The 24,361-nt window shown below is 64.9% G+C and carries 20 protein-coding genes; 12 read left to right on the top strand and 8 right to left on the bottom strand.

Annotated features, from left to right (window positions below; translation table 11 throughout):
* Positions 1–382 precede the first annotated feature (382 nt).
* The gene (locus ACP99_RS21395) at positions 383–811 is read right to left on the bottom strand and encodes an FtsX-like permease family protein (protein WP_081927293.1); all 429 of its coding nucleotides are present in this window, start codon (positions 809–811) and stop codon (positions 383–385) included.
* Positions 812–906: 95 nt separating this feature from the next.
* Between ACP99_RS21395 and ACP99_RS08465 the strand changes: the two genes are divergently transcribed.
* The 3 genes from ACP99_RS08465 to ACP99_RS08455 all read left to right on the top strand — a co-directional run bounded on the left by ACP99_RS08465 (position 907) and on the right by ACP99_RS08455 (position 5,374).
* Positions 907–2,337: an APC family permease gene (locus ACP99_RS08465; RefSeq protein ID WP_049986174.1), complete on the top strand. Its 1,431-nt coding sequence runs from the start codon at positions 907–909 to the stop codon at positions 2,335–2,337.
* Between the two features lies 1 nt (position 2,338).
* On the top strand, positions 2,339–3,073 hold the full coding sequence (locus ACP99_RS08460) for a universal stress protein (protein WP_049986173.1): 735 nt from the start codon (positions 2,339–2,341) through the stop codon (positions 3,071–3,073).
* Between the two features lie 294 nt (positions 3,074–3,367).
* Positions 3,368–5,374, top strand: a complete 2,007-nt coding sequence (locus tag ACP99_RS08455; protein ID WP_049986172.1) for an SLC13 family permease — start codon at positions 3,368–3,370, stop codon at positions 5,372–5,374.
* A 369-nt stretch (positions 5,375–5,743) separates the two neighbouring features.
* Here the strand turns inward: ACP99_RS08455 and ACP99_RS08450 are convergent, their stop codons facing one another.
* On the bottom strand, positions 5,744–6,478 hold the full coding sequence (locus ACP99_RS08450) for a helix-turn-helix domain-containing protein (RefSeq protein WP_049986171.1): 735 nt from the start codon (positions 6,476–6,478) through the stop codon (positions 5,744–5,746).
* A gap of 89 nt (positions 6,479–6,567) precedes the next feature.
* On the opposite strand from ACP99_RS08450, the gene ACP99_RS08445 reads away from it, so the two are divergent.
* The 4 genes from ACP99_RS08445 to gfo6 all read left to right on the top strand — a co-directional run bounded on the left by ACP99_RS08445 (position 6,568) and on the right by gfo6 (position 11,009).
* Positions 6,568–7,677, top strand: coding sequence for an MBL fold metallo-hydrolase (locus ACP99_RS08445; protein WP_049986170.1), 1,110 nt, complete (start codon positions 6,568–6,570; stop codon positions 7,675–7,677).
* A gap of 3 nt (positions 7,678–7,680) precedes the next feature.
* A complete protein-coding gene (locus ACP99_RS08440; RefSeq protein ID WP_049986169.1) occupies positions 7,681–8,973 on the top strand; it encodes an MFS transporter in 1,293 nt (430 codons plus the stop codon).
* A 384-nt stretch (positions 8,974–9,357) separates the two neighbouring features.
* Positions 9,358–9,813, top strand: a complete 456-nt coding sequence (locus tag ACP99_RS08435) for a universal stress protein (RefSeq protein ID WP_049986168.1) — start codon at positions 9,358–9,360, stop codon at positions 9,811–9,813.
* 110 nt (positions 9,814–9,923) lie between these two features.
* Positions 9,924–11,009 (top strand): D-xylose 1-dehydrogenase Gfo6, encoded by a 1,086-nt coding sequence (gene gfo6 / locus ACP99_RS08430; RefSeq protein WP_049986167.1) that lies wholly within the window; start codon positions 9,924–9,926, stop codon positions 11,007–11,009.
* An 83-nt stretch (positions 11,010–11,092) separates the two neighbouring features.
* Here gfo6 and ACP99_RS08425 read toward each other — a convergent pair whose 3' ends face one another.
* A complete protein-coding gene (locus tag ACP99_RS08425) occupies positions 11,093–12,574 on the bottom strand; it encodes an aldehyde dehydrogenase family protein (protein ID WP_049986166.1) in 1,482 nt (493 codons plus the stop codon).
* 113 nt (positions 12,575–12,687) lie between these two features.
* Between ACP99_RS08425 and ACP99_RS08420 the strand changes: the two genes are divergently transcribed.
* Entirely contained in the window at positions 12,688–13,590 is a 903-nt protein-coding gene (locus tag ACP99_RS08420) for a dihydrodipicolinate synthase family protein (RefSeq protein WP_081927289.1), read from the top strand.
* A 226-nt stretch (positions 13,591–13,816) separates the two neighbouring features.
* Here the strand turns inward: ACP99_RS08420 and ACP99_RS08415 are convergent, their stop codons facing one another.
* Complete coding sequence (locus tag ACP99_RS08415; protein ID WP_049986164.1) at positions 13,817–15,142, bottom strand: ABC transporter substrate-binding protein; 1,326 nt, start codon at positions 15,140–15,142, stop codon at positions 13,817–13,819.
* 269 nt (positions 15,143–15,411) lie between these two features.
* Between ACP99_RS08415 and ACP99_RS08410 the strand changes: the two genes are divergently transcribed.
* Positions 15,412–18,459, top strand: a complete 3,048-nt coding sequence (locus tag ACP99_RS08410) for an FAD-binding and (Fe-S)-binding domain-containing protein (protein WP_049986163.1) — start codon at positions 15,412–15,414, stop codon at positions 18,457–18,459.
* Between the two features lie 68 nt (positions 18,460–18,527).
* Here ACP99_RS08410 and ACP99_RS08405 read toward each other — a convergent pair whose 3' ends face one another.
* From ACP99_RS08405 to ACP99_RS21215, 3 genes are all read right to left on the bottom strand, one after another.
* Positions 18,528–19,715, bottom strand: coding sequence for a threonine synthase (locus ACP99_RS08405; protein WP_049986162.1), 1,188 nt, complete (start codon positions 19,713–19,715; stop codon positions 18,528–18,530).
* Between the two features lie 88 nt (positions 19,716–19,803).
* Positions 19,804–20,781, bottom strand: coding sequence for a YeiH family protein (locus ACP99_RS08400; RefSeq protein WP_049986161.1), 978 nt, complete (start codon positions 20,779–20,781; stop codon positions 19,804–19,806).
* Positions 20,781–20,915, bottom strand: a complete 135-nt coding sequence (locus tag ACP99_RS21215) for a hypothetical protein (protein ID WP_269319658.1) — start codon at positions 20,913–20,915, stop codon at positions 20,781–20,783. Before ACP99_RS21215 ends, ACP99_RS08400 begins: the two co-directional genes overlap by 1 nt.
* A 223-nt stretch (positions 20,916–21,138) precedes the next feature.
* On the opposite strand from ACP99_RS21215, the gene ACP99_RS20475 reads away from it, so the two are divergent.
* From ACP99_RS20475 to ACP99_RS08390, 3 genes are read left to right on the top strand one after another with little or no spacing between them, the layout of a single operon-like run.
* Positions 21,139–21,318: a sugar ABC transporter permease gene (locus tag ACP99_RS20475; protein WP_197052390.1), complete on the top strand. Its 180-nt coding sequence runs from the start codon at positions 21,139–21,141 to the stop codon at positions 21,316–21,318.
* A 56-nt stretch (positions 21,319–21,374) separates the two neighbouring features.
* Entirely contained in the window at positions 21,375–22,019 is a 645-nt protein-coding gene (locus tag ACP99_RS08395) for a carbohydrate ABC transporter permease (protein ID WP_049986160.1), read from the top strand.
* Between the two features lies 1 nt (position 22,020).
* On the top strand, positions 22,021–22,881 hold the full coding sequence (locus tag ACP99_RS08390) for a carbohydrate ABC transporter permease (protein WP_049986159.1): 861 nt from the start codon (positions 22,021–22,023) through the stop codon (positions 22,879–22,881).
* Between the two features lie 157 nt (positions 22,882–23,038).
* Here ACP99_RS08390 and ACP99_RS08385 read toward each other — a convergent pair whose 3' ends face one another.
* Complete coding sequence (locus ACP99_RS08385; RefSeq protein ID WP_049986158.1) at positions 23,039–24,304, bottom strand: mandelate racemase/muconate lactonizing enzyme family protein; 1,266 nt, start codon at positions 24,302–24,304, stop codon at positions 23,039–23,041.
* Positions 24,305–24,361 lie beyond the last annotated feature (57 nt).

Genomic DNA, 24,361 nt, shown 5'->3' with positions numbered 1-24,361 from the left:
GCCGAGGGCCTACTATTGATATCGACTCGTCTTTGCGATTTTTCTCCATATACTCCTTGCTGGGTTCTTCACGGGAACTCGGTTCTCAACGGCCAGCACTCTCTGTCAGTCGATGGCAGCCGAAAGCAACTGGATGCCCTCCACAACCGACGATATCGAAACTATCTGTTCGAGTAACTGATTCGGTAAACTACCTCCACCCTATTCCCTCGGCGCTCCGCGCCTCGTCCACGACGCTGGGGTCTCATCTCGCCGCCGATCAGAAACCGAGGACGGGGCCTAACTCACGTTCACCGGTAATCGCCTTACCCCGTATCTTCTGACACACGAACTACTCGACCGACTTCGACCCGCAGCATCAGCCAATGTCGTCGTCACCGCCTCAGAGATTCACCATCGAGCTACGTTCGATTTCGACGATCACCAATGCAGCAGCGATTACGATGCGCTCTAAGCGTACGCCAGGTCGAAATTTCGGTCCAACGAACCCCGTAACCCTCCGAGTGCTTCGACCGGGGTCGTTCGCAGCCTTCCAGGCGAGATACAGCCCACTCAGGAGACTGGCAACCACGGCGAATCCGAAACCCAAGAGCAGGTAGCGGATACTCCCCCCATTGGAACACGAGCGTGGGATCGCTGCGATTGATTCGAAAATGACGCTGCCAACCACGAGCGAAGCAGGGGCTCCAAAGAGACCACCGACACCCCCAAACAAGCCGGCTTCTGCAAGGATCCTCATCAGTACTCCACCACGTCTGATGCCAACCGCTCGAAAAATACTGATTTCGCGGCGACGTTCGATCGTACTCATCAGCAAATCACTATTATTGGTTCGTACAACGAATCCACCAGAAGAGTCGCCTTTCCCACCGCCGATTTTATCTGGTTGTTGAAAAAACGGATACTATGGCCGAACAGCCGGTCGACGTCGAGCCGGCAGGGCAGAACGTCGCCGGTGAGACGCCGGCAGCGGAGCCGGAAGCCGTCACTGACGATACGACGGTTCACGACGACGACGTCGAACTCGAGCGGACGATCGGACTGGTCGGCGGGCTGGCAATCGGAATCGGGACGATGATCGGCGCGGGAATCTTCGTGTTCCCCGGGTTGGCTGCGGACAACGCGGGACTCGCCGCCACCGGATCCTTTGCCATCGGCGGGTTGATCGCGTTACTCGTGGCGCTCCCGACCTCCGAACTCGCCACGGCGATGCCGCGAAGCGGTGGGGGCTACTACTTCATCTCGCGGGGGATGGGCACCGCCTACGGGGCAATCGTGGGACTCGGGCTGTGGCTGGGACTGATGTTCGCCTCCGCGTTCTACCTCGTCGGCCTCGGTCACTACGCGAGCGCGGTGTTCGCCGAACTCGGCGTCGGCCTCCCGTTCAGTCCCGTCATCGGGATCGGACTACTGTTCGGGGCAGCGCTGACCGCGCTGAGTATCGGCGGCACAGAGAACACGGCCAAGCTCCAGAACGTCGTCGTCGGGATCCTCCTCGTGGTCCTCACGGGGTTTCTCTCGTATGGCGTCCTCGACGCCTTCGGGGTCTTCGGTCGGACCAGCGTTCCCGAACAGTTCTTCTCCCGGGGCTACTTCCCGGTGTTGACGACGGCCGCACTCGTGTTCACGTCGTATCTGGGATTCGCCCAAGTCGCGACCGTTGCGGGCGAGATCAAACGGCCGGGGCGGAACCTCCCGCTGGCGATGGTCGGGTCGGTGCTCGTCGTCACCGTGTTCTACGTCGTGACGATCTTCGTCGCGACGAGCGCCTTCGGTGCCGACCGGCTGGGCCAGTTCGGCGAGACGGCGATGGTCGAAGTGGCCCGTGAGTTCCTCGGACTGCCCGGCGCGGTCGCGATTCTGGGTGCCGGACTGTTAGCGACGTTTTCGAGCGCGAACGCGTCGATACTGAGCGCCTCGCGAGCGGTGTACGCGCTGAGCCGAGACGCGTTGCTCCCCCGGAAGGCGAGCGAGGTCAACCTCCGATACGGGACGCCGCACGTCGCGTTGCTGGCGGCCGGTGGCCCGATCCTCGCCCTCGTGGCGACCGGGCAGGTCGAACTGCTCGCGGAGGTCGCGTCGTTTCTCCACCTCGTCATGTACGGGCTGATGTGCGTCGCGCTGATCGTGTTGCGACGCCGGAACCCGGCGTGGTACACGCCCAGCTACCGCGTTCCCGGGTATCCGGTGGTACCCGGCGTCGGTGCGCTCGCCAGCTTCGGCCTGATCGCCTTCATGCAGCCTGCATCGATCGGCATCGGAGTCGTCGTTATGGTCGGGTCGTACGCCTGGTATCGTTATTACGCTGGGGACGTCACACTCAAGGGAGACATCTGATATGGCGGACCGACCCGCGGTACTCGTTCCACTTCGCGTGCTCGAAGGGGAGTCGGTCCCCGAGGGCGTTCCAGAGCTCCTCTCGAACGCCCACGTCGTCCTGCTGGGCTATCACGTCATTCCCGAACAGACCGCCCCGGGACAGGCGCAGATGCAGTTCGAGGACCGAGCCACGGCCCGTCTCGACGACTACGAGGCGATCTTCGAGGAGGCGGGCGCGACAGTCGAACGGCGATTGGTCTTCACGCACGACGGCCAGAAGACGATCGATCGCACGATCCACGAGCACGACTGCCTAGCTGTGCTCGTCCCGAACGCAATCGGGGCGGTCGACGACGTGCTCGTCGCCGTCCGCGGGACCGTGGGAATCGACCGTCTCGCCCGCATCGTCGCCGGCGTGTTCGGTCCGATGGACGCCTCGATAACGCTGTACCACGTCGCAGACACGGACGAAACAGACGAGGATATCGGGACGTTGCTCGATGGGATGGCCGATCGGCTGGGGGATCTCGGTGTCGACGAGTCACGGATCGAGACACGGGTCGAGCGAGAGCAGGGGGCCTTCGAGGCGATCGTCGACGCGGCTGAGACGTTCGATACCGTCGTGATGGGTGAGACGGATCCGTCGCTCGTGACGTTCGTGTTCGGGATGCCGGCCGACCAGGTCGCCGACCAGTTCCTCGGGCCCGTATTCGTCGTCCAACGCGAACCGCCGCCGAGTGATAGCGACGAGTAACCCGCACGATCCAGGTGGGGCGTCTTTCTGGAACCTTGGATCGACCTGAGGGCGAGTTCAGAGTTCCTCAAGGACCCTCCAGCACGCCCGATATCGAAGATCAGAGCCGAACGAGAAATCCGACAGACTAGCTGCTAGTCTCGGAGAATCCTAGGTCCGCTACGCCGAACAGCCACAAAGCAGTTCGCACGGCAGGTGTCTCCCGATGATCGGCAGATACCATCGCGGTTTGGCGAAAGCGTGGCGAACCGTACTACTATGTAATCCCCACGAGGATCCACGTACGATCGATTCGTGACGAACGGACTGCGCGTCCTCACACTGGCGGCGCCGGTATCTCTCCAGCAACTCCCGGTCGAGCTACCGGTCTCGATCGACGTATTCGTCGTACTGGCGATCATCGCCGTCGTCTTCGTCCTCTTCGTCACTCAACCAGTTCCGATCGACGCCACCGCCGTGGGTCTCGTGGTCGCCCTCGTCCTCCTCGGCGAGTGGACCGGCGTGTCGCCGGAGCAGGGAGTCTCGGGGTTCTCGAATCCCGCGACGCTCACCGTGCTGGCGATGTTCGTCCTGAGCGAAGGCGTCCGACGGACCGGCGTCATCCAAATCCTCACGCGAAAGCTCGTCGCGTTCGCCGGGGACAACGAGTTCCGGCAGTTGCTCGCCACGGTCACTCTCTCCGGCCCGCCGGGCGGGGTCGTCAGCAACGTCTCGGTCGTCGCCGTGTTGATACCCGCGATAATGAACCTCGCTCGGCAAACGAAAACGTCACCCTCGAAGCTCCTGATACCACTGTCGTTCGCCTCGATGCTCGGCGGTATGCTCACCGTCGTCGGGACGATAACGAACCTGCTAGCGAGCGAGGTGTGGGTCCAAGTCGGCGGTCCAGACGCGCAGCCGTTCTCCCTTCTCGAGTTCACGCACTTGGGAGCCATCGTCTTGCTCGTGGGGATCGTGTACCTGCTCACCATCGGTCGGTACCTCACTCCGGCGCGGATCAAGCCGGCGGGCTCTCCCACCGACGCGTTCGGTATGACCGACTACCTCACCGACGTCGTCGTGATGGAAGATTCGCCGCTCGTCGGTTCCCTGGTCGGGGAACTGAGCGAGCGGGACCTCGATCTCGACGTGTTCCAGATCGTTCGTGGCAACCGGACGCTCGCCCGCGCGCTCGGATCGGAACGGATCCAGGCCGGCGACGTCCTCTCCGTCAGAGCCGACCAGGAAACCCTCCAAGAGGTCATCGAACAGGATCACTTGCAGCTGCTTCCGGAGGTTATGGAAGCGGCCACCGAGGACGACGCACCGCTCCCGCCCGGGTTCTCGCCACGGCGTCACGGGTGGGAATCCTTCGACGCGGATGGCAGCGGCTCTCTCACTGAGAACGGAGCGTCTCGCGAAGATACCGAGGAGAACGACGAGGAAACGGTTCAGGAGTCCTCCGACGAGGAGATCGAACTCACCGAACTCGTGCTGTTGCCCGGGCCCTGGTCGAATCGACGCAGCGGTGTCGCAGATTTCGAGCGCGACTACGACGTGACCGTTCTGGCGATCCGGCGCGGCGACGAAGTGATCCGCCAGCGCCTCCGAGAGGTCAGGTTACAGGCCGGCGACGTCGTCCTCGTCCAAGCGCCCGACCAAGTGCTCGATCGCATCGCGAGGGACACGAACGTCGCTATCGCGGGCGAGGACAGGTGGGAGGAGTTCGACCGGTCGAAGATCCCCGTCGCGCTGGGGATCCTCGCTGGCGCCCTCGGACTCGCGGCACTCGACGTCCTCACGCTCATGGTGAGTGCGTTGACGGGCGTCGCGGCAATGTTCTTCACGGGCATCCTCACGCCCGAGGACGCCTACGACGCCATCGACTGGGAAGTGATCTTCATGGTTGCGGGCGTCATCCCGCTCGGCATCGCAGTCGAGGCCTCGGGCACGGCGGACCTCGTCGCTGACCTCGTCGTCTCCGTCAGCGTTCTCCTGCCCGTGGTCGCGGTCCTGGGGCTGTTCTATCTGGGCACCGCGGTCATCACGGAGATGGTCAGCAACTCCGCCAGCGTCGTGTTGATGTTACCGATCGGGGTCGAGGTTGCGAGCCAACTCGGCGCGAATCCCTTCGCGTTCGCGATGGCCGTGACCTTCGCGGCCAGCACCCCGCTACTGACCCCGGTCGGCTACCAGACGAACCTGATGGTCTACGGCCCCGGCGGGTACAAGTTCACCGACTTCGCGCGCGTCGGCGCGCCGCTCCAACTCATCCTGACTGTCGTCACGACCGCCGGCATCGCGTACTTCTGGGGGTTGTAACGCGACGGAGTCACAGAGTTCCGAGACGCGACGGCGAGCAGCACAACGGCGTCGGTACCCCACGACAAGACTCTCACGCGACAATGTGACTGTATGGTCGATTAAATTCCGTCGAGGGCCGAACCCGGCGTCCGCAGTCGAGGTCGGCTTCATCACGTGCCTCCACGTCGCGTTCGGCGAACTTTCCCGAACACGTTCGCCATCCAAGGGGAGAAACGGGTGGCGCTCGCGACCGACTGGTCCTCGACGAGAACGCGCAGTCGCAGAACGACCTCGGCTCCCGCACCGAGCGTGCCGTCGACGAAGCGATGGCCGTCTCGATCCTCTCGAACGGAGGCCGTTACGAGGTGCAGTAACTATCCGGAGCCGTCAGTCCGCTGCCTGCTCGGTCCGGCGCGTCCGTTCGACCTCCAAGGGGTCTGCCCCAGAGGCCGCCGTGACCAACCGGAGGAACTGCCCGGCGTTCGTGAGGATCTTGTTCTCGGCCTTCCGGAGGTGTTCTTCGTACGTCGAACGGGCCACCGCGGTCTGCTCGGCCAGTTCCCGCAGCGACGTCTTCCGCGGTTGTTCGTAGTAGCCGCTCTCCAGCGCCAGTCGAAGCGCCGCGAGCTGCCGCTCCGTCACGTCGTCGAACAGCTGATCCACCGGAGCGAGCATACTGTGGGGGATCTCCTGTTCGGCGATCGCCGTCTTCGAGAGCACTTCGACGTCGCGGTCCGCCTCCAGATCGCGGAGCAGCGATCGGACGTCGCGCTCGTCGAACGCGATGACGGTGTAGTGCTCCCAGCCCTGCCGGTGGACCGTCGGCGGCTGATACAGGCAGTTGTACCGCTCGAACCGCTCGATGATCGAGTCCTCCAACGAACAGAGACACGACTGGGTCACGACGTGGAGCCCCGACTCGTCGACCGACTCGTGGAGTATCGTCCCCATCTGTTCGATCTCCTCGAGGAGGTCCGCCGCCGGCGACGCCGGGGAGGTGATCTCGACCACCTGGCAGTCGCTCAGGTACCACTCCCGGATCGTGAGGTCCGGGTAACGCTCCGAGATCTCCCGGTAGGGGCACTCGTGTCTGACCCGAAACGAGGCCTCGTACAGACTCATATCTAGTGAAACGAACGGAAGAAGATTAACGGTGCCGGTTATGTCCGGCAGGGCCTATATTCGGATACTGTTCGTAGGAGAGATCACGAATGTCGGAGATCAGCCCAGCGGAACTCGGCGAACGGTCACGAGTCGACGACGACGTACTCGTGGTCGATATTCGCCACGAAGAGGAGTACGACGACTGGCACATCCCGGACAGCGTCAACGTCGACGTCTACGACGAACTGGCCGACGACCGGGAGAGCGCACGTGAGCGTCTCGCAGCGCTCCCCGAAGAGAAGGAGATCGTGACTGTCTGCGGTGCGGGCATCGCCGCTGCGACAGCCACTGAGATTCTCGAATCGACGGGTTACGACGCGAGAACGCTCGAAGACGGGATGAACGGCTGGAGTCGCGTTCACCGCTCCGCGGCAGTCGAGGCCGACTTCGACGGGACGCTCGTCCAAGTCGCGCGCCCGGGCAAAGGCTGCCTCTCCTACGTCCTCGTCTCGGACGGTGACGCCGCCGTCTTCGACCCGTCACACTACCTCGAGGAGTACGAAGCGATTCTCGGCGAGTACGACGCCGAACTCGTCGGCGTCTTCGACACGCACGCTCACGCGGACCACGTCTCCGGTGCGTCGGAGCTCGCCGACCGACACGGCGTTCCGTACTATCTCCATCCGAAGGACGCCCTCGCGATCGACGCGACCCCCGTCGAGGACGGGCAGACCGTAGCCGTCGGTCAACTCGACGTCGAGGCCGTCCACACGCCGGGACACAGCGAGGGAAGCGTCTCGTTCGACGTCGAGGGGGCGGCGTTGCTCACGGGCGATACGCTCTTTCACGACAGCGTCGGCCGCGTCGAACTCGGCGTCGAGGCCGGCATCGAGGACTCCGACGTCGAGGGGAACGCCGCGACGCTCTATGAGAGCCTCCAGCGACTGCTCGACCGGCCGAACGACGCGCTCGTCCTGCCGGCGCACGATCCCGGGTCGCCGGAGCCTCCGGTGACCGCGACCCTCGACGAGGTGCGGGAACGGAACGGCGACCTCGGGCGCGAGCGCGAGGCGTTCGTCCGGCAGCTCGCGTCAGACATCCCGGACCACCCGCCGAACTTCGAGCGCGTCAAGCGGACGAACGTTGGACAGGAGTCCGTTCCCGCCGACGAACTGGCCGAACTGGAACTGGGCCCGAACAACTGCGCCGCGGAGTGACCGATGAGCACGGCAACTGAACCCAAACAGGGAATCCGCGAACACCTCGGGCAGTTCTCGCTGCACGTCCTGTTAGTGTTCGCGACGGGGCTGACCATCGGGTCCGAACGCGCGGTGGTCCCCGTTCTCGGTCGCGACGTCCTCGGCGTCGAGTCGCTGTTCGTCATCGGCTCGTTCGTCGTCTCGTTCGGCTTCGTCAAGGGGCTCTTGAACCTCTACGCGGGGAAGTGGGGCGGCGAATACGGCCGCAAGCCGGTGCTCGTACTCGGGTGGGTGACCGCACTGCCGCTCCCGGTCATCCTCATCTTCGCTCCGAACTGGGCGTGGATCACCGTCGGGAACGTGCTGCTCGGGATCAATCAGGCGCTGACGTGGAGTATGGCCATCAACGCCAAGATCGACATCGCGGGCCCCGACCAGCGGGGGCTCGCCGTCGGCATCGACGAAGCGTTCGGGTACGGCGGCGTCGCCGTCGGTGCGTGGGTAACCGGCGTCATCGCCGCGCAGACGAGCCTCCGGCCCGAACCGTTCTACTTCCTCGCCGTCGTCGTCGTGCTGGCGTTTCTCATCTCGATCTTCCTGATCGAGGAGACGGTCCAACTCGCGGAGGCCGAGATCGACGACGAAGACCACCACGACGCGAACCTCCCGTTCAAAGAGGTGCTGAAACGCGCGACCTACGGCGACAAGACGCTGTTCGCCGCCGCGCAGGCGGGACACATCGAGAAGTTCGTCGACACGCTGTTCTGGCTCGCCGTCCCGCTGTACCTCACGAGTCAGGGACTCGGAATCGCCGCCGTCGGGTTCGTCGTCGGCGTCCACAGCGCGATGTACTTCCTCCAGATCGCGACCGGCGGCCTCGCCGACCGGATCGGTCGTCGGCCGCCGGTCGTCGCCGGGATGCTCCTGACCGGTGCGGGCGTCCTCGGGATGGTACTCGTCGAGGGATACCTCCCGTGGGTGCTTCTCTCCGGCGTTTCCGGCCTGGGGATGGCGCTGCTGTACCCGAACCTGATGACGGTCCCCGGCGACGCCGCCCACCCGACGTGGCGCGCGACCGGGATGGGCGTCTACCGGATGTGGCGCGACTCCGGCTACGGGGTCGGCGCGATCGTCATCGGCCTCTCGATGGAGTTCGTCAACGCCGAGGCGGCGTTCTATCTGACCGCACTCCTGATGTTCGTCTCCGGGGCGATCGTGTACGTCTGGATGGAGGAAACGCATCCGGAGTTCGGGACCCACGAACCGCCGGCACCCGCGCCAGAGCAACCGACGGGGACAGTCCCGCAGGAATAGCTGGTCAGTAGTGAGTTCCGTCACTCGATGCCTCGCTGACCGGTTTTAGTGTCCGCATTCGACCCGGCAGTCGCAGTTTGGCCGGACGTATTCGACATTTTTGAGTGATAATTAGATAGTCCTATGGGATTGATGAGTTATAAAAACCATAATTAGGATGAAATAAAAATATTCTCTGTATCGTAGTAAAGAGAGATCTAAAACAGTTTGCAAGTAAATCTCTCGAATTCAATGTTATATTTGTTATACTAATATATTTTATTAATCGATAGGAGGCTGGATCCAGAGTATCGTCGTCGAATACGGTAGCCGATATCGGGAGCGCGCTGAAGTTCGGAGGTTCCGCCTGAAAACAATTAAATCGGTCCGAAATAGTACACAGGTATGGCACTCGAAAGGGTCTTGGTAGCCGTCGGACCGGGAGACAAGAAGCGTGCTGAAGAGATGGCGCAGACGGTTATCGACATCGCAAAGCCGGCCGACGCGAAGGTCGTCCTGTCCCACGTGTTCACGAGAGATCAATACGACGAGACGCTCGAACGGCTGAACTTGGCCGGGCGGGACGACGTGGACCCGAACGAGGTGGCGAGTCAACACGCGACGATACACACGATCACCGAGAAACTCGACGAGCACGGTCTCGTCTACGAGATCAGAGGCTCCATCGGACCGCACGAGGACGAGATCATCCGGCTCGCGACGGAGACGGACGCAGATCTCATCATCGTCGGAGGGCGCGAGCGATCGCCCACGGGGAAGGCCGTCTTCGGCTCGACGGCGCAGAAGGTCCTGCTGTCTGCCCCCTGTCCGGTCACGTTCGTGAAAGGGGGTAATTCCTGAGGGCCCCGGTCGGACGTCGATCTCCAGACTCGCCAGTCCGAATCTGATCCCACCGAACGCGCTCGACGTCGAGGGGGAGCGTTTATGGTCAGCGCGAATCGTGGGGCCGTATGGAGTTGGACGCAATTCTCGAAGACAGCTGTGTACGTGACTGGCAGACGGTTTCTGCCGACTCCGTGGAGGAGGTCCGATTCGCCGTCATCGGGCTGGGTTGGTTCACGAAGGGCCGCGCCCTTCCGGCGCTGGAGGAGAGCGACTTGTGTGAGCCGTCGGTCCTCGTCAGCAGTTCGAGCGAGAAGGCCGAGCGCATCGCGAGCGAGACGGAGGGAGCCACGCGGGGAATCACCTACGAGGAGTTCCACGACGGCGTGGCGCGGGACGACTACGACGCCGTCTACATCGTCACGCCCAACGCGCTCCACCTGGAGTACGTCGAGACGGCGGCGGCCTTCGGAAAGGCCGTGCTCTGTGAGAAGCCGATGGAGCGCGACAGCGAGCGCGCGGCGGAACTCCGGGACGTCGCCGCCGAGGCCGACGTCGAACTGATGATCGCCTACCGGATGCAGACCGAACCGACGGTCCGCCGTGCCAGGGAGTTGATCGCAGGCGGCTACGTCGGAGAGCCGATGTCGGTCACCGGAAACATGTCCCAGCGGTTGCTCGACCGCATCGATCCCAACCCCGACCAGTGGCGGCTAGACGAGGCGCTGGCCGGGGGCGGCGCGCTGTTCGACATCGGGATCTACCCGCTGAACACCGCGCGGTACCTGCTCGATGCGGATCCGGTCGCAGTGACCGGAAACGTCTCCAGTACCCACGGCGCGTTCGACGAGGTCGACGAGACGGTCGCGTTCTCCGTCGAGTTCCCCGGGGAGACGTACGGACAGTGTTACGCCAGCCACAACGCGCGTCAGTCGTCGGGCATCACCGTCACCGGGACCGAGGGACAGGTGAGTATCGAACCCGCGTTCTTCCAAGACCAGGCTCGGGAACTCCACATCTCGCGAGGCGACGGTCGCGCGTCGATCACCGTCACGGCCGTCGATCAGATGCTCGAGGAGTTCGACTACTTCGCCGATCGCCTCAGAGGGTCGAACCCGATCGGCCCCGATGGCGACCACGGACTCGTGGATATGCGTGCGATGGAGGCCGTCTACGAGGCCGCCGAGTCGGATCGCTGGGTCAGCGTCGAGTGAGGCTGACTGACGGTCGTCGTCGATCGAGATAAGAGAGGCCGGAAGTGGGATTCGCGGGAGATCTGAAAAGGCGGCCCAGACGCTCAGGCGTTGAATCCTTGGTGGAACCCGACGAGCTTCGACCGCGAGAAGTGCTCGACCGCGTACTTGATTCCCTCTTTCCCGACGCCTGAGTCCTTGAACCCGCCGTACGGCATGTGGTCGGCGCGGAATCCGCTGACGGTGTTGATGTTCACGCCGCCGGCGTCGATCTCGTCGGCCGCGCGTTTGGCGCGGTCGATGTCCTGGGTGAACAGGCCCGCTTCGAGGCCGTACTCGGTGTTGTTGGCCTCCGCGATCGCCTCCTCGAAGTCCTCGACCGTTATCACGGGGACGAGGGGACCGAACGTCTCCTCCTTCGCGGCGGGCATGTCCGGCGTCACGCCCGAGAGAACGGTCGGTTCGAACGTCCGCGGCCCGAGGTCGCCGCCGTAGTCGCCGCCGCACTCGACGGTCGCGCCCGCCTCGACGGTCGCCTCGAACAGGTCGACGACGTCTCCGAACTGGTCGTCGTCAACCATCGAGCCGACGTCTGTCCCCGCCTCGAACGGATCGCCGACCGTCAGCGCCTCCGCGGCGTCGACTAAGGCCTCGACGACGTCGTCTTCGATGTCCTCGGGGACGAGAACGCGCTCGACGCTGTTGCAGACCTGCCCGGCGTTCGAGCAGGCACCGCCGACGACCTGCGCCGCCGCCGCCTCGATGTCCGTGTCGCGCCAGACGATCGTTGGGTCGTTGCCGCCGAGTTCGAGCGTCAGTTCGGTCATTCCGCTGTTGTTCGCGAGGTACTTCCCGACCGCCGTCGAGCCGGTGAAGGAGATCGCCTCGACGGCGTCGTGAGCGAGGATCGCGTCGCCGACAGTCGAACCCGAACCGGTGACGAGGTTGAACAGCCCGTCGGGGACGGAGGCGTCGACGGCGTCGGCGGCCGTTTCGAGGCACTCGAAGAGCGCCACGGACGTGAGCGGGGTGTTACTCGCCGGTTTCCCGACGACGCTGTTGCCGGCAGCAAGGGCGGGCCCGACCTTGTGAACCATCAGGTTCAGCGGGAAGTTGAACGGGGTGATGGCGGCGACGACGCCGAGCGGCTCGCGCTGGGTGAAGCAGTGGTCCTTCGCGAACCCGCGCTGGGCGTCCATCGGGACGTACTCGCCGAACATCCGTTTGGCCTGCTCGGCCGAGAGGTCGAGCGTCTGCACGGCGCGGTCGACCTCGCCGCGCGCGTCCGCCAGCGGCTTCCCCTGTTCGCTGGTGAGGATCCGGGCGATCTCGTCGGCGCGATCCTCGACCGCCCGGGCGGTCGCAGAGAGGAGTTCGTACCGCTCGTACGCCGACAGCTCAGACGCCTCGAACGCAGCCTCCGCGGCGTCGATCGCCTCCGCGACCTGGGCGTCGGACGCCATCGGGACCGACCCCACTCGTTCCCCGTCGTACGGGTGGATGACGTCGGTCCGGTCGTCGCCGTCGACCCACGAGCCGCCGATCAGCATTCGCTTGTCGAGCCGCGTGACTGCCTGTTGACTCATACTTCGATCCTTGGTTATCTGAATCATAAGTGTTACGCAGCTACGGAGCCCGCCGGCGTTCCCGGGGTGTATGCATCCCAAATTATAATTAAGTGGTCTACCCTACGAGATGTATGAACCTCTCGGGAACAGTGGTACCTATGGCAACGCCGACGCGCGGGCCGCGGCGTGAGATCGACGAGGACGCACTCAGGGCGTTCACCGAACGGCTCGTCGACGCCGGGGTGCACGGGCTCTTTCCAAGCAGCTCTATCGGCGAGTTTCCAAGTCTAACGGGGGCACAACACAGACGGGTGCTCGAGACGGTCGCCGACGAAGTGGACGGCCGGACGAAGATTCTCGCAGGGTGCTGTGAGACGGACGTCGACTCGGTGCTGGAGGACATCGCCATCGCGAAGACGACGGGTGCCGACGCCGCTGTCGTCGTCGCACCGTACTATCTCAAGACGACCCAAGGGGGCCTCGAACGCTTTTTCACCGCAGTCGCGGACGAGTCACCGCTGCCGATCTTGCTGTACAACATCCCGCAGTTGACCGGGAACGAAATCGGCGTCGACTTGGTCCGTCGGCTCGCGGAACACGAGGCCGTCGTCGGGCTGAAAGACACGTCGGGCGACCTCGCGTATCACTACCGCGTCATCGACGAGACCCCCGAGGAGTTCTTGGTGTTCCAGGGAGCCACCGAGCTGGCGACGGCCTCTCTCGACCTCGGGACCGACGGCCTGATCGCCGGGCCGGCGAACGTGTTCCCGTCCGTGATGACTGACCTGTACGACGCCTACGACCGCGGGGACCTCGCCGAGGCGCGCCACCTGATGCGAACGGTCGTCACCCCGTTCGTGAGTGCGACGACCGACCTGCCGACGGCCGCGGCGACGAAGCACCTCGTCGGACTCCAGGGCCTCGACATCGGCGGGCCCCTCCCGCCGCTTCCGGAGTTGACCGACGACGAGCGGGAGTCCCTCACGGTGATGTACCGCCGGATAACGGATCAGTTCGAGGAACAGACGGTCTGAGTCGTCAGGGCGGAGTGCGTCGGTGGCGGCCGCTGTCGGAGTGAGTTTTTCGAGTGCGGTTGTGCTGCAGGGACGCTGATGACGGTCGAAATAAAAATTTGCGGAGCGTCGGGAGTGAAACCGAAGGAGGAGCACGACCGCGACCGATCGAATCACTGGATCGTGGACCGCGACCCGCTCCGGTGGTCACGCGAACCCGAGACGAGAGGTCGCCGCCGACTCTCGATCAGGCGTTGTTGACTTCGCTGTCGATCTCTTCCTGTGCGTCGTTCAGCGCCTCCTCGGCGGTCTTCTCCTGAACGAGGGCGGCGTTGCAGTTCGTGTAGACGATCTCAGAGAACGTCGAGTACTGCGGCGTCGCCGGGCGCGCGCTGGTCTGCTCGACGATCTGGGCGAACGTCTCGAGTTGCGAGGCCTCCTCGTAGTACTCGTCGGCGTACAGCTCCTCTCGAACCGGGAGACGGCTGTGCTCCAGCGCCATCGTCTCCTGGGCCTCCATCGAGGCCATGTAGCTCGCGAACTGCTGGGCGGCCTCCTTGTTCTCCGAGTTGGCGTTGATGAAGAGGTTCCACCCGCCGAGACAGGAGTTTTTCGCGTCCTGGTGGCCCTCGGCCTTGGGCATCGGTGCGACGTCGAAGTTGCCCTGAACCGCCGACCCGTCCTCGTTCATGATCGCGACCGCGTAGGGCCAGTTGCGCATGAAGATGGTGTTGCCCTGCTGGAACGTCTGGCGGTTCTGGTCGGTCGACGAGGCCGGGATGGACTCGGGCGTGATCTCGTACTCGTGGATGAGGTCGACCGCGTGTTGGAGCGCGTCGATCCCCTCCTGTGAGTTGACCACCAGGTCTCCGTCCTGCTCGAGTTCGCCGCCCATCCCCCAGAACCAGTTGAGCCACATGATGGTCAGCCCCTCGTTGGATCCTCCCTGCCAGATGTAGCCGTTGAGGTCCTCGTCGGACTGGCTCTTGATGTCCTGGGCCATCTCGACGAGTTCCATGTACGTCGTCGGCGGACTGTCGTACCCGTACTCCTCCAGTAAGTCCGTGCGATAGTACAGGGCGTTCGCGTCGGTGTGGATCGGCATCCCGTACATCGTCCCGTCGACCGTCACCGAGTCGATGGGCGTCTGGAGCATGTTCTCCGTGTGCCCCTCCGGATCGCTGACCTCGGCGGCCCACCCGTTCTGAGCGAACTCGGCGGGCCAGATGACGTCCATGTTGCCGACGTCGAACGACGAGGACCCCGAGACGAACTGGTTGACGTAGTACTCGCGCGTCGAGGACGCGTCCGAGGGCGTCTGCTGGGACTCGACGGTGATGTTTCCGGCCTGTTCCTCGAACATCGGAACGAGGCTCTCGGCGTCGTTACTGAAGTAGCCCGGATAGACGTACGTCATCGAGAGCGAGTCGCCGCCGTCTCCGGAATCCCCGCCGTCGCCGCCGCTGTCTCCTCCACTATCTCCACCGCCGTCGCCACCGCTGTCTCCACCGCCGTCTCCGTCCCCACCGTTGCTACTACAGCCAGCGAGGAGCACCGCGCCACCGCCGGCCATCGTTTTGATAAGGTCTCGTCTACGCTTGTCTGTGACTCCGTCTGTCATACATATTCCCAATTGAACATCTACTACTAATAATTATCGCAGAAATACCGCTCACAGGGGGGGCGACAACGCGCCGACCGTCGACGCCCCCTAAATCAACCCCGATACGTCGGTGCCAGAGTTCGAGACCGAGTCGGTCTCGGGACACAGATCGGGATCGCCATCGTACGTCACCCGTCGTAACGATCAAGAAACCCCGTCACTAACCCCGGAGGTAACCGATGGCACGCGACGCACGTGGACGGGCAGAGAGAACTGTAGCACGCGCCGCAGACGACCGGTCGGACTACGGATACGCGAGTGACAGCGTCGAGCGACCGGACCTCGTCGAGGCGCTCCGCGGGCGGATCGAGGGGGAGGTCCGGTTCGACACCTACACCCGGCAGCTGTACGCGACCGACGCCTCCGCCTACGAGGTGACGCCGATCGGCGTCGTCTTCCCGAAGAGCACCGACGAAGTCGCCGCGGTGGTCTCCTACTGTGCGGACCGGGAGATCCCCGTGCTCCCCCGCGGCGGCGGGACGAGCCTCGCGGGCCAGACGGTCAACGAGGCGGTCGTCCTCGACTTCACGCGGCATATGGACGGAGTCCTCGACGTCGACGGCGATGCCCAGCTCGCTCGCGTGCAGGCGGGGACAATCTTGGAAGATCTCAACCGACGGGCGGAGCCCGAGGGGCTGAAATTCGCGCCGGACCCCGCCTCCGGCGACCGGAGCACGGTCGGCGGCGCGATCGGGAACAACTCCACGGGCGCGCACTCCCTGAAGTACGGCAAGACGGACGCCTACGTGGAGTCCTGCGAGGTCGTCCTCTCGGACGGAACCGTCGAGACGCTCGGGGAGGTGACCGTCTCGGACCTACGTGAACGGGCCGACGCCGGAGCCGATGACCTCCTCCCGCGGATCTACGCGGGCGTTCTCGAGATCATCGACGAACACGCCGCCGAGGTCGAATCCAGATACCCGCCGCTCAAACGCAACGTCTCCGGCTACAACCTCGATCGACTGCTCGAGGAGGCCGAAACGGGAACCGTGAACCTCGCGCGGCTGCTCGCCGGCAGCGAGGGCACGCTCGCGATCGTCACCGAGGCGACGGTCTCGCTCGAACCGGTCCCGGACACGAAGTCAGTCGCGCTGTTGACCTACGAACGGCTTCACGACGCCGTCTCCGACGTGGGCGACGTTCTCGAACACGACCCCGCGGCGGTCGAACTCATCGACGACATGCTCATCGACCTGGCGGGCGAGACCGCGGAGTTCGAGGAGGTGATCTCGCTCTTGCCCTCCGGAACCAACGCCGCGTTGCTCGTGGAGTTCTACGCGACCGGGGAGCGAGACGGCCGCGAGAAGACCGAGACGCTCATCGAGGACCGCGTGCGGAACGGCGGGAGTCCCGCGTCGGATCGCGGACAGCAACTCGCATCCGACGCCCTGGAGGCGCACGAGGCCGATCAGCGAAAGACGTTCTGGAAGATGCGGAAGGCGGCGAACCCGATCCTGCTCTCGCGGACCACGGACGAGAAGCACATCAGCTTCATCGAGGACTGCGCCGTTCCCGTCGAACACCTCCCGGCGTTCGTCGATCGGTTTCAGGACATCCTCGAAGACCAGGGGACGTTCGCCTCGTTTTACGGGCACGCCGGGCCGGGGGTGCTGCACGTTCGCCCGCTCATCGACGCGAAGTCCGCAGCGGACCGCGAGGCGATGGTCGCCATCTCCGACGCCGTCACCGACCTAGTCGTCGAGTTCGGCGGAGCGGTCTCGGGCGAGCACGGCGACGGGCGGGCCCGAACCCAGTGGAACCGGAAGCTCTACGGCGAGACGCTCTGGGAGGCCTTCCGGGACCTGAAGACCGCGTTCGACCCCGACTGGTTGCTCAATCCCGGACAGGTCTGCGGCGACGTGGACATGACCGAGAACCTCCGGTTCGGCGAGGGGTACGACTTCGATGTCGACTTCGACCCCGCACTCAACTGGGAGAACGACAACGGGATGCAGGGGATGGTCGAACTCTGTCACGGCTGCGGCGGCTGTCGCGGGGCGCAGGAGACCACGGGCGGCGTGATGTGTCCGACCTACCGCGCGGCCGACGAGGAGATCACGAGCACGCGCGGGCGGGCGAACATGCTCCGGCAGGCGATGAGCGGCGACGTCCCCGACGACCCAACCGACGAGGAGTTCGTCACCGAGGTCCTGGACCTCTGTATCGGGTGTAAGGGCTGCGCGAAGGACTGTCCTAGCGAGGTCGATATGGCGAAACTCAAAGCCGAGGTCACCCACGCTCGCCACCGCCAAGAGGGCGCGGGACTGCGAGAGAGACTGTTCGCGAACGCCGACACGCTCGCGCGCCTCGGGAGCGCGACGGCACCGCTGTCGAACGCCCTCCCCGACGTCCCCGGGGCCCGCCACCTCGCCGAGCGCGTGCTCGGGATCGCCCGCGAGCGCACGCTGCCGACCTTCGAGCGGGAGTCGCTCCAGGAGTGGTTCCGGAGTCGCGGGGGAGCGCGGGTGCCGCGGTCCGACGCCGAGCGGCGAGCGGTCCTGTTTCCCGACACCTACACGAACTACAGCCACCCGGGCGTCGGGCGGGCGGCGGTCCGCGTCCTCGAAGCCGCGAACGTCCACGTCGAACTCGCCGACCGAACCGACAGCGGGCGGCCCGCACACTCGAAGGGGTTCCTCGACCGGTCTCGGCGGACGGCCGCCGGAAACGTCGACGCGCTCGCCCCGCGGGTCGAGGCGGGATGGGACGTCGTCCTCGTCGAACCGTCCGACGCCGTGATGTTCCAGTCGGACTACCTCGACCTGCTCGCCGGCGAGGCGGTCGAATCGGTCGCGGCGAACACCTACGGCGTCTGCGAGTACCTCGACGCGTTCGGACTGGACAGGCAGATCGACTTCGAGGCACCCGACGTCTCGCTGGCGTATCACGGCCACTGCCACCAGAAGGCGACGAAGAAGGACCACCACGCCGTCGGCGTGCTCCGGCGGGCGGGGTACGACGTCGACCCGCTCGACTCCTCGTGCTGCGGGATGGCGGGGACGTTCGGGTACGAGGCCGAACACCACGCGATGAGCACGGCGATCGGAGAGATCCTCGTCGAACAGGTCTCGGAGAGCCCCGCGGACGCAGTCGTCGCACCGGGCGCGTCGTGTCGGACCCAGTTGGAGGATATGACCGACGGGGCCGCCGACGGCCCGATCAGTTCGGACGGACAGCACGGCCCGCCCACGCCGATTCAGGCGCTGGCCGAGGCTATCAGCGAGTAAGCCGTCGGGGGGTCCGTCCGACGGTCGGACGGTGCCCCGGTATCACCGAAGAAGAACGTCTCCGTGAATCACTCGATCGCGTAATCCAGCGCGTCGGCGGCCTTGTTTCCGGCACCGGTGTTGATGATGAGGATCTCGTCGTCCTCGTCGAACGCGCCTTCCTCGGCCATCTGCATCGCCGCAGCGAGGGCGGCCCCGGGTTCGACACACATCTCGACGCCGGCGTGTCGCGCGGCGTCCAGCGCGCCCTGCAGCGCTTCGCCGTCGGTGACTGCTTTCCCGGTCCCGCCGGTCTCGTAGACAGCTTCGAGCATCCACGGCGACGCGCCCGGGTCGGGGACTTCGATCCCGCGGCCGATCGACTGGGGGCACTCCCAGGCGTCGTGGCGCTCGCGGTGCTCCTCGATCGCCTCGACGACCGGCGCGCACCCCTCGGACTGGGCGACGTGGAGGCTTGGCGGGGTCTCGTCGTCGAGCCACCCCAGTTCGAGGAGTTCCTGGTAGGCCTTCCAGATCCCGATCAGTCCGACGCCGCCGCCGGTGGGGTAGAAGATCTCGTCGGGACCGCTCCAACCGAACTGCTCGAAGACTTCGAGCCCCATCGTCTTCTTCCCCTCGTGTCTGAAGGGCGTCTGGAAGGTCGCGACGGTGTACCACCCGTGCTCATCGCGCATCTCGCCGAACGTCGCACCGGCCTTGTCGAGTTTGCCGTCGACGAGGTGGAGGTCAGCGCCGTGGGCCTCGACCATCGTCTTCTGGATGTCGTTCGACTGGTAGTTGAGGACGACGTGACAGTCGATGCCCGCGCGCGTGGTGTAGGCCGCGGCGGCCTGACCGGCGTTTCCGGCCGAGGGGATCGCGACTTCCTCGATGTCTTGCTGGCTCGCCCCGGAGATAGACGCGGACGCGCCGCGATCTTTGAACGTGTTCGTCGGGTTCTGCCCCTCGTCTTTGATCGCGACGCGGGCGACCCCCATCTCCTCGGCGAGGTCGGGGCAGTCGACGATCGGGGTGTTCCCCTCCCCCATCGAGACGATGTCGTCGGTGTCGAGGATCGGGAGGAGTTCGCGGTACTTCCACATCGAATCCTGCCGGGATTCGACCTCGTCGCGGGAGACGTCGATCGCGTCGTAGTCGTACTGGGGGTCGAGGATCCCCCCGCAGTCGGGGCACGGGAACTCGGTGTGGTCCAACTCGTAGGTGGCGCCGCAGTCGTAACACTCGAAGTGACTGACGAGGCTGTCTGTTTCGGTCACGGTAACGGAAACCGATCGGTTTTACCAGATAAAAAATGTTCGGGTTCGGTGCGGGCCAAGGTCGGATTCAGCAGCTGACGACCCGGTCTCACACGAGGAGTCGGACCGCTCCCAGTGCCAACAGGCTGACCGTGAGGAACTGCGCGAGGACGACGGCCAACGGCCGAATCCCGGTCGATCGGAGCCGGCGCGGGTTCAACTCGACGCCGAGGCCGACGAAGGCGAACGCGAACAGCCAGTCGCTGATCCGCCCGAGCACGGCTCTGGTGGAGCCGTCGACGGTGCCGAGGTTGACGACGACCGCCACGAGGAGGAACCCGACGAGGAACTTCGGGAACTGGTTCCAGACCGCGCTCGGGCCGGTCCGGCGCTCGCCGCCGGAGTAGTAGATCGCGTAGGCGACGGCCAGCACCCCGATGAGCGTGTTCCGAATGAGTTTGGTGACGGTGGCCCACTGCCCGGCGACCTCCGAGATGGCGAACCCGACGGCGGTGGTCGGCCCGGTCGAGAATAGGCTGAGCCCCGCCCAGATCCCGAAGGTCCGGTCCGGAAGGCCGAGGAGGGAGCCGACGGCCGGGAACGCGACGAGCGTGACGGCGTCGAACAGGAGGACGGTTCCCGCCGCGTAGCTGATGTCCGCCTCGTCGCCGTCGATGCTCCCGGCGACGGCGATGATCGCCGAGACGCCGCAGACGCTGGCACCGGCCGCCAGCAGCGAGCGAGTCTTCGCTTCGAGCCCCGCCCACCGGCCGACGAGTTCGACGAACAGCACGCCGAGGGCGACGACGCCGACGGCGAGACCGACTACGGAGGGCCCGGTCGAGGTCAACTGTCCGAGCGTGAGTTGTGCGCCCAGGAGGACGATGCCCACTTCGAGGATCAGTTTGTGGCGGTCGACGCCGGGTCTCGCCCACGCGGGAACGCCGAGGGTGGCGGCGGCGATCGCCCCGAGGGCAATTGCGACGATGAGCGGGTTCAACGGGGTGGTCGCACCCACGGCCCGAGCGGTTCCCCCGAGCGCCGCCAAAAGCAGTAGCCCGGGTCCGATCCGGCGGAGCAGCGACATCAGAAGACCGACACCGTCAGGAGAACGATCGCGACACCGAGTGCCGTCGCCTTCCAGCCGCGGTCGGCCGCCGTGATCCTGCGTCGCCACCGGGCGCTCGCCTCTCCCACTTGGGTACGGACTCGTCTAAGCATCGTGTACTCGGTCTTCTGTGTCAGTGTATTATAAAAGTACGTTGCTGCCGTCGGAGGCGGTCCGAGTCACCCCTGTAATTTTATAACGAAAGACGCTCGTGTACGCATACGAATGGTGAAAACTGCAGAAGCTTCGTCCGAGTCACCTCGCCGAGAGGGCTCGAGACGACAGAGTAGACTACAACGGTACCGTGACCTCCGGTTTACCGAGGAGGAGCTGGCCGTGATCCTATTGACCCCGGTGGTGTCGTTCCTGCTGGCGGTGTCGTTCTATCCGATCTTCGACACCGTCATCGGGAGCCTTCACACCGGTTACGTGCTGGAGATGAACCCGCGCGAGTTCGTCGGGTTGGAGAACTACCGCGAGATCTACGGGAGCGGCCCCCTGCTGGACCATTCCTGAACGGCGACGGGTTCTGGAACGCGCTGCGGGTCTCGCTCATCTACACGTTCGTCAGCGTGCCGATCGAGTTGGTCCTCGGGCTGGGTCTCGCGCTGCTTCTCAACCGCGAGTTCCGCGGCAAGTACTTCGCGCAGGCGGCGATCCTGTTCCCCTGGGCGATCCCGACGGTCATCAACGCCCGGATCTGGGCGTGGATGTTCAACGGCCAGTACGGCGTGATAAACGACCTCCTCATCCGCGTCGGACTCCTCCAGCAACCCTTCCCGTTCCTGGCGAGGCCCGACACGGCGCTCTACTCGATGCTGTTCATCACCATCTGGAAGACGAGTTCGTTCATGGCGCTGATCCTCCTCGCGGGGCTGCAGTCGATCCCGGACCACCTCTACGAGGCGGCGCGGATGGACGGTGCCTCCCGGGTCCGACAGTTCTGGGACATCACGCTCCCGCTTCTGAAACCGACGCTGCTCGTCGCACTCATCTTCCGGACGCTCCCCGCGTTCCAGGCGTTCGGGCTCCCGTTCGGGCTCACGGGCGGCGGTCCGGCGTCGGCGACGACCACGCTCGTGCTGTTCGACCATCAGCTGACGTTCACCCGGCTCAACTTCGGCGAGGGTGCCGCGACGGCGACGGTGATCACGCTGGTGGCGCTCGCCATCGCGATGGTGTACGTCGGGACCCTCTACGAACCGGAGGTGCGGTGAGATGAGCCACGACTCCTCCGCGTTCGAGATCGAGCGGTTCCAGTGGGTCGGCAAGAAACTGGGATTCTACGGGAGCATCTTCGTCATCGCCCTGATCTCGGTGTTCCCCATCCTCTGGATGCTCATCACGTCGCTGAAACAGCCGGGCAACGTCGTCACGTTCCCCGTCGAGTACATCCCGCGGGATCCGACCTTAGAGAACTACCGAGCGGCGATCCAGGGAGCGCCGTTCTTCAGATACCTGCTCAACAGCGCGATCGTCGCCACGGGTACGGCCGTGCTGGACGTGTTGCTCGGGTCGCTCGCGGGGTACGCGCTCTCTCGGCTTCGGTTCAGGTTCAAGCTTCCCGTCCTCCTTCTCATCCTCGGCACGGCGATGCTGCCGTTCATCGCCCGGCTCATCCCGCTTTTCAGCCTGGCTCGGTCGTGGGGGCTGCTCAACAACTACCTCGGGCTCATCATCCCCTACGCCGCGTTCCAGTTGCCGTTCGCCGTCTGGATCTTCCAGGCGTACTTCAAGGAACTCCCCGACTCGTTGGAGGAGGCCGGCCTGATGGACGGCCTCTCGCGCGTGGGCGTGCTCTTCCGGATCATCCTCCCGGTCTCGGCCCCGGCGATGGCGACGGCGGCGATCATCGTGTTCATCTACGCGTGGAACGAGTTCCTCTTCGCGCTGACGTTCATGACGGAGGACTCGATGCGGACGATCACGGTCGGCATCGCGCTCTATCAGGGCGAGTTCCAGTACCCGTGGGGAACGATCTCTGCGGCCGTGTTCATGTCCGTGATACCGCTCATCCTCTTCATGCTGTTCTTCCAGCGGAAGGTCGTCGAGGGGCTCACGGCGACCGGAAAGGCGTAATCGACGGCGAGGGACCGGCCCTCACGACGTACCGCTCGTCTTTCGACCGCGACTCGCGCACCTTCGAGCGATCGAAGTTTCTGTGACGTTGTCGAGACCATCCCAACGACCGCGATCCTCGCGAAACGGCCCGCAAAGCGGGTTGAAGAAAGCGGCCTCAGACGATCAGATCGTAGCCGTCGACGAGATACCGCTCGCACAGATCGCGGTTCAGTTCGACGCCCAGACCAGGGCCCTCGGGCACGTCGATGTAGCCGTCTTCGAGGATCGGCCCGGATCCCTCGACGCGCGTGCACATGTCGTTCCACCACGGGACGTCCCGGGAGTGCCACTCCATACAGAGGAAGTTGGGGATCGCCGCGGAGACGTGCGCCCCGGCGATCGTCCCGAGGGGACTGGAGATGTTGTGCGAGGCGATCGGGATCCCGTACAGGTCACAGACGGTCGCGATGTCGACGTACTCCCCCAGCCCGCCGCACTTGTTGACGTCCGGCGCGGCGATGTCCATCATCCCCTCGCGGGCGGCCGTGTTGAACTGGTTGGCCTTCACCAGGTTCTCTCCGGTCAGGACCGGCGTGTCCAGCGCTGCGGTGACCCGCTTCTGGGATTCGGTCTTCTCCGGGGGGACGGGGTCTTCGATCCAAGCCAGATCGAATCGCTCGAGCTTCTTCCCCAGTCGGATCGCCGTCTCGGTCGTGAAGTTCCAGTGGAGGTCCATCCCGAGATCGACGTCGTATCCGATCTCCTCGCGGACGGCCTCGACGAGGCTGACCTTGTGTTCGAGCGCCTCGTTGTCCATCCGTCGATTCGCCTCGTCGTACTCGCTGTGCGTCGGGACGTCGAGGTCGAACTTCAGCGCCTCGAACCCCTCGTCGACGACCTCGCGGGCCGCGCGGGCGTAGGACTCGGGCGTGTACACGTCGGTGGGGTCGTGCTCTGTGGCCTCGCCGAGCGACTCCCCGCCGTGAGTGTCGCAGTAGATCTTGATCTCGTCTCGGTACTTCCCGCCGAGGAGCTCGTAGACGGGGACGTCGAACAGCTTGCCCTTGATGTCGTAACAGGCCGTCTCGATCGCGGTGAAGGCTGCCTGCCCGATCCGACCGGTCCCCGTGTAGCGCTGTTCGAGCAGTTCGCGGATGCGGTCGGTGTCGAGCGGGTTCTCCCCTTCGAGGTCGATCTCCATCCGACCGGCCATATCGAGCGCGGCCTCCGCGCGGAACGTCTCGCCGAGCCCGTACACGTCGGCGTCAGTCTCGACCTTGACGATCCCCCACGTGAAGTTGCCCGCGATGGCCATCGTCTCGATCCCCGTGATCTCGACGTCGCGCTCCGGCGGCCGGTGCGTCTCGTCCATCCCCATATCTCGCCACGGGACGCCGCCGCCCTGTGGAATCCGATAGTCCGGTTGGTCGTCTTGTGGCATCACCTTTGCAGTCGCGGATACCGGAATTAAAGATTGTGATGGCTACAGACAGGCGCG

The organism is Halobellus rufus (assembly GCF_000739575.1).
GTDB classification, from domain to species: domain Archaea; phylum Halobacteriota; class Halobacteria; order Halobacteriales; family Haloferacaceae; genus Haloquadratum; species Haloquadratum rufum.
The sequence above is the reverse complement of the archived record's forward strand: the minus strand, read 5'-3'. Positions and strand labels throughout refer to the sequence as shown.

Excerpts from the sequence above, each read along its gene's own strand:
- ACP99_RS08390 (WP_049986159.1), top strand. The coding sequence starts at position 22,021 with ATGAGCCACGACTCCTCCGCGTTCGAGATCGAGCGGTTCCAGTGGGTC.
- ACP99_RS08460 (WP_049986173.1), top strand. The coding sequence starts at position 2,339 with ATGGCGGACCGACCCGCGGTACTCGTTCCACTTCGCGTGCTCGAAGGG.
- ACP99_RS08410 (WP_049986163.1), top strand. The coding sequence starts at position 15,412 with ATGGCACGCGACGCACGTGGACGGGCAGAGAGAACTGTAGCACGCGCC.
- ACP99_RS08420 (WP_081927289.1), top strand. The coding sequence starts at position 12,688 with ATGAACCTCTCGGGAACAGTGGTACCTATGGCAACGCCGACGCGCGGG.
- ACP99_RS21215 (WP_269319658.1), bottom strand. The coding sequence starts at position 20,915 with ATGCTTAGACGAGTCCGTACCCAAGTGGGAGAGGCGAGCGCCCGGTGG.
- ACP99_RS08385 (WP_049986158.1), bottom strand. The coding sequence starts at position 24,304 with ATGCCACAAGACGACCAACCGGACTATCGGATTCCACAGGGCGGCGGC.
- ACP99_RS08445 (WP_049986170.1), top strand. The coding sequence starts at position 6,568 with ATGTCGGAGATCAGCCCAGCGGAACTCGGCGAACGGTCACGAGTCGAC.
- ACP99_RS21395 (WP_081927293.1), bottom strand. The coding sequence starts at position 811 with ATGAGTACGATCGAACGTCGCCGCGAAATCAGTATTTTTCGAGCGGTT.
- gfo6 (WP_049986167.1), top strand. The coding sequence starts at position 9,924 with ATGGAGTTGGACGCAATTCTCGAAGACAGCTGTGTACGTGACTGGCAG.
- ACP99_RS08465 (WP_049986174.1), top strand. The coding sequence starts at position 907 with ATGGCCGAACAGCCGGTCGACGTCGAGCCGGCAGGGCAGAACGTCGCC.
- ACP99_RS08450 (WP_049986171.1), bottom strand. The coding sequence starts at position 6,478 with ATGAGTCTGTACGAGGCCTCGTTTCGGGTCAGACACGAGTGCCCCTAC.
- ACP99_RS08440 (WP_049986169.1), top strand. The coding sequence starts at position 7,681 with ATGAGCACGGCAACTGAACCCAAACAGGGAATCCGCGAACACCTCGGG.
- ACP99_RS08425 (WP_049986166.1), bottom strand. The coding sequence starts at position 12,574 with ATGAGTCAACAGGCAGTCACGCGGCTCGACAAGCGAATGCTGATCGGC.
- ACP99_RS08435 (WP_049986168.1), top strand. The coding sequence starts at position 9,358 with ATGGCACTCGAAAGGGTCTTGGTAGCCGTCGGACCGGGAGACAAGAAG.
- ACP99_RS08400 (WP_049986161.1), bottom strand. The coding sequence starts at position 20,781 with ATGTCGCTGCTCCGCCGGATCGGACCCGGGCTACTGCTTTTGGCGGCG.
- ACP99_RS08415 (WP_049986164.1), bottom strand. The coding sequence starts at position 15,142 with ATGGCCGGCGGTGGCGCGGTGCTCCTCGCTGGCTGTAGTAGCAACGGT.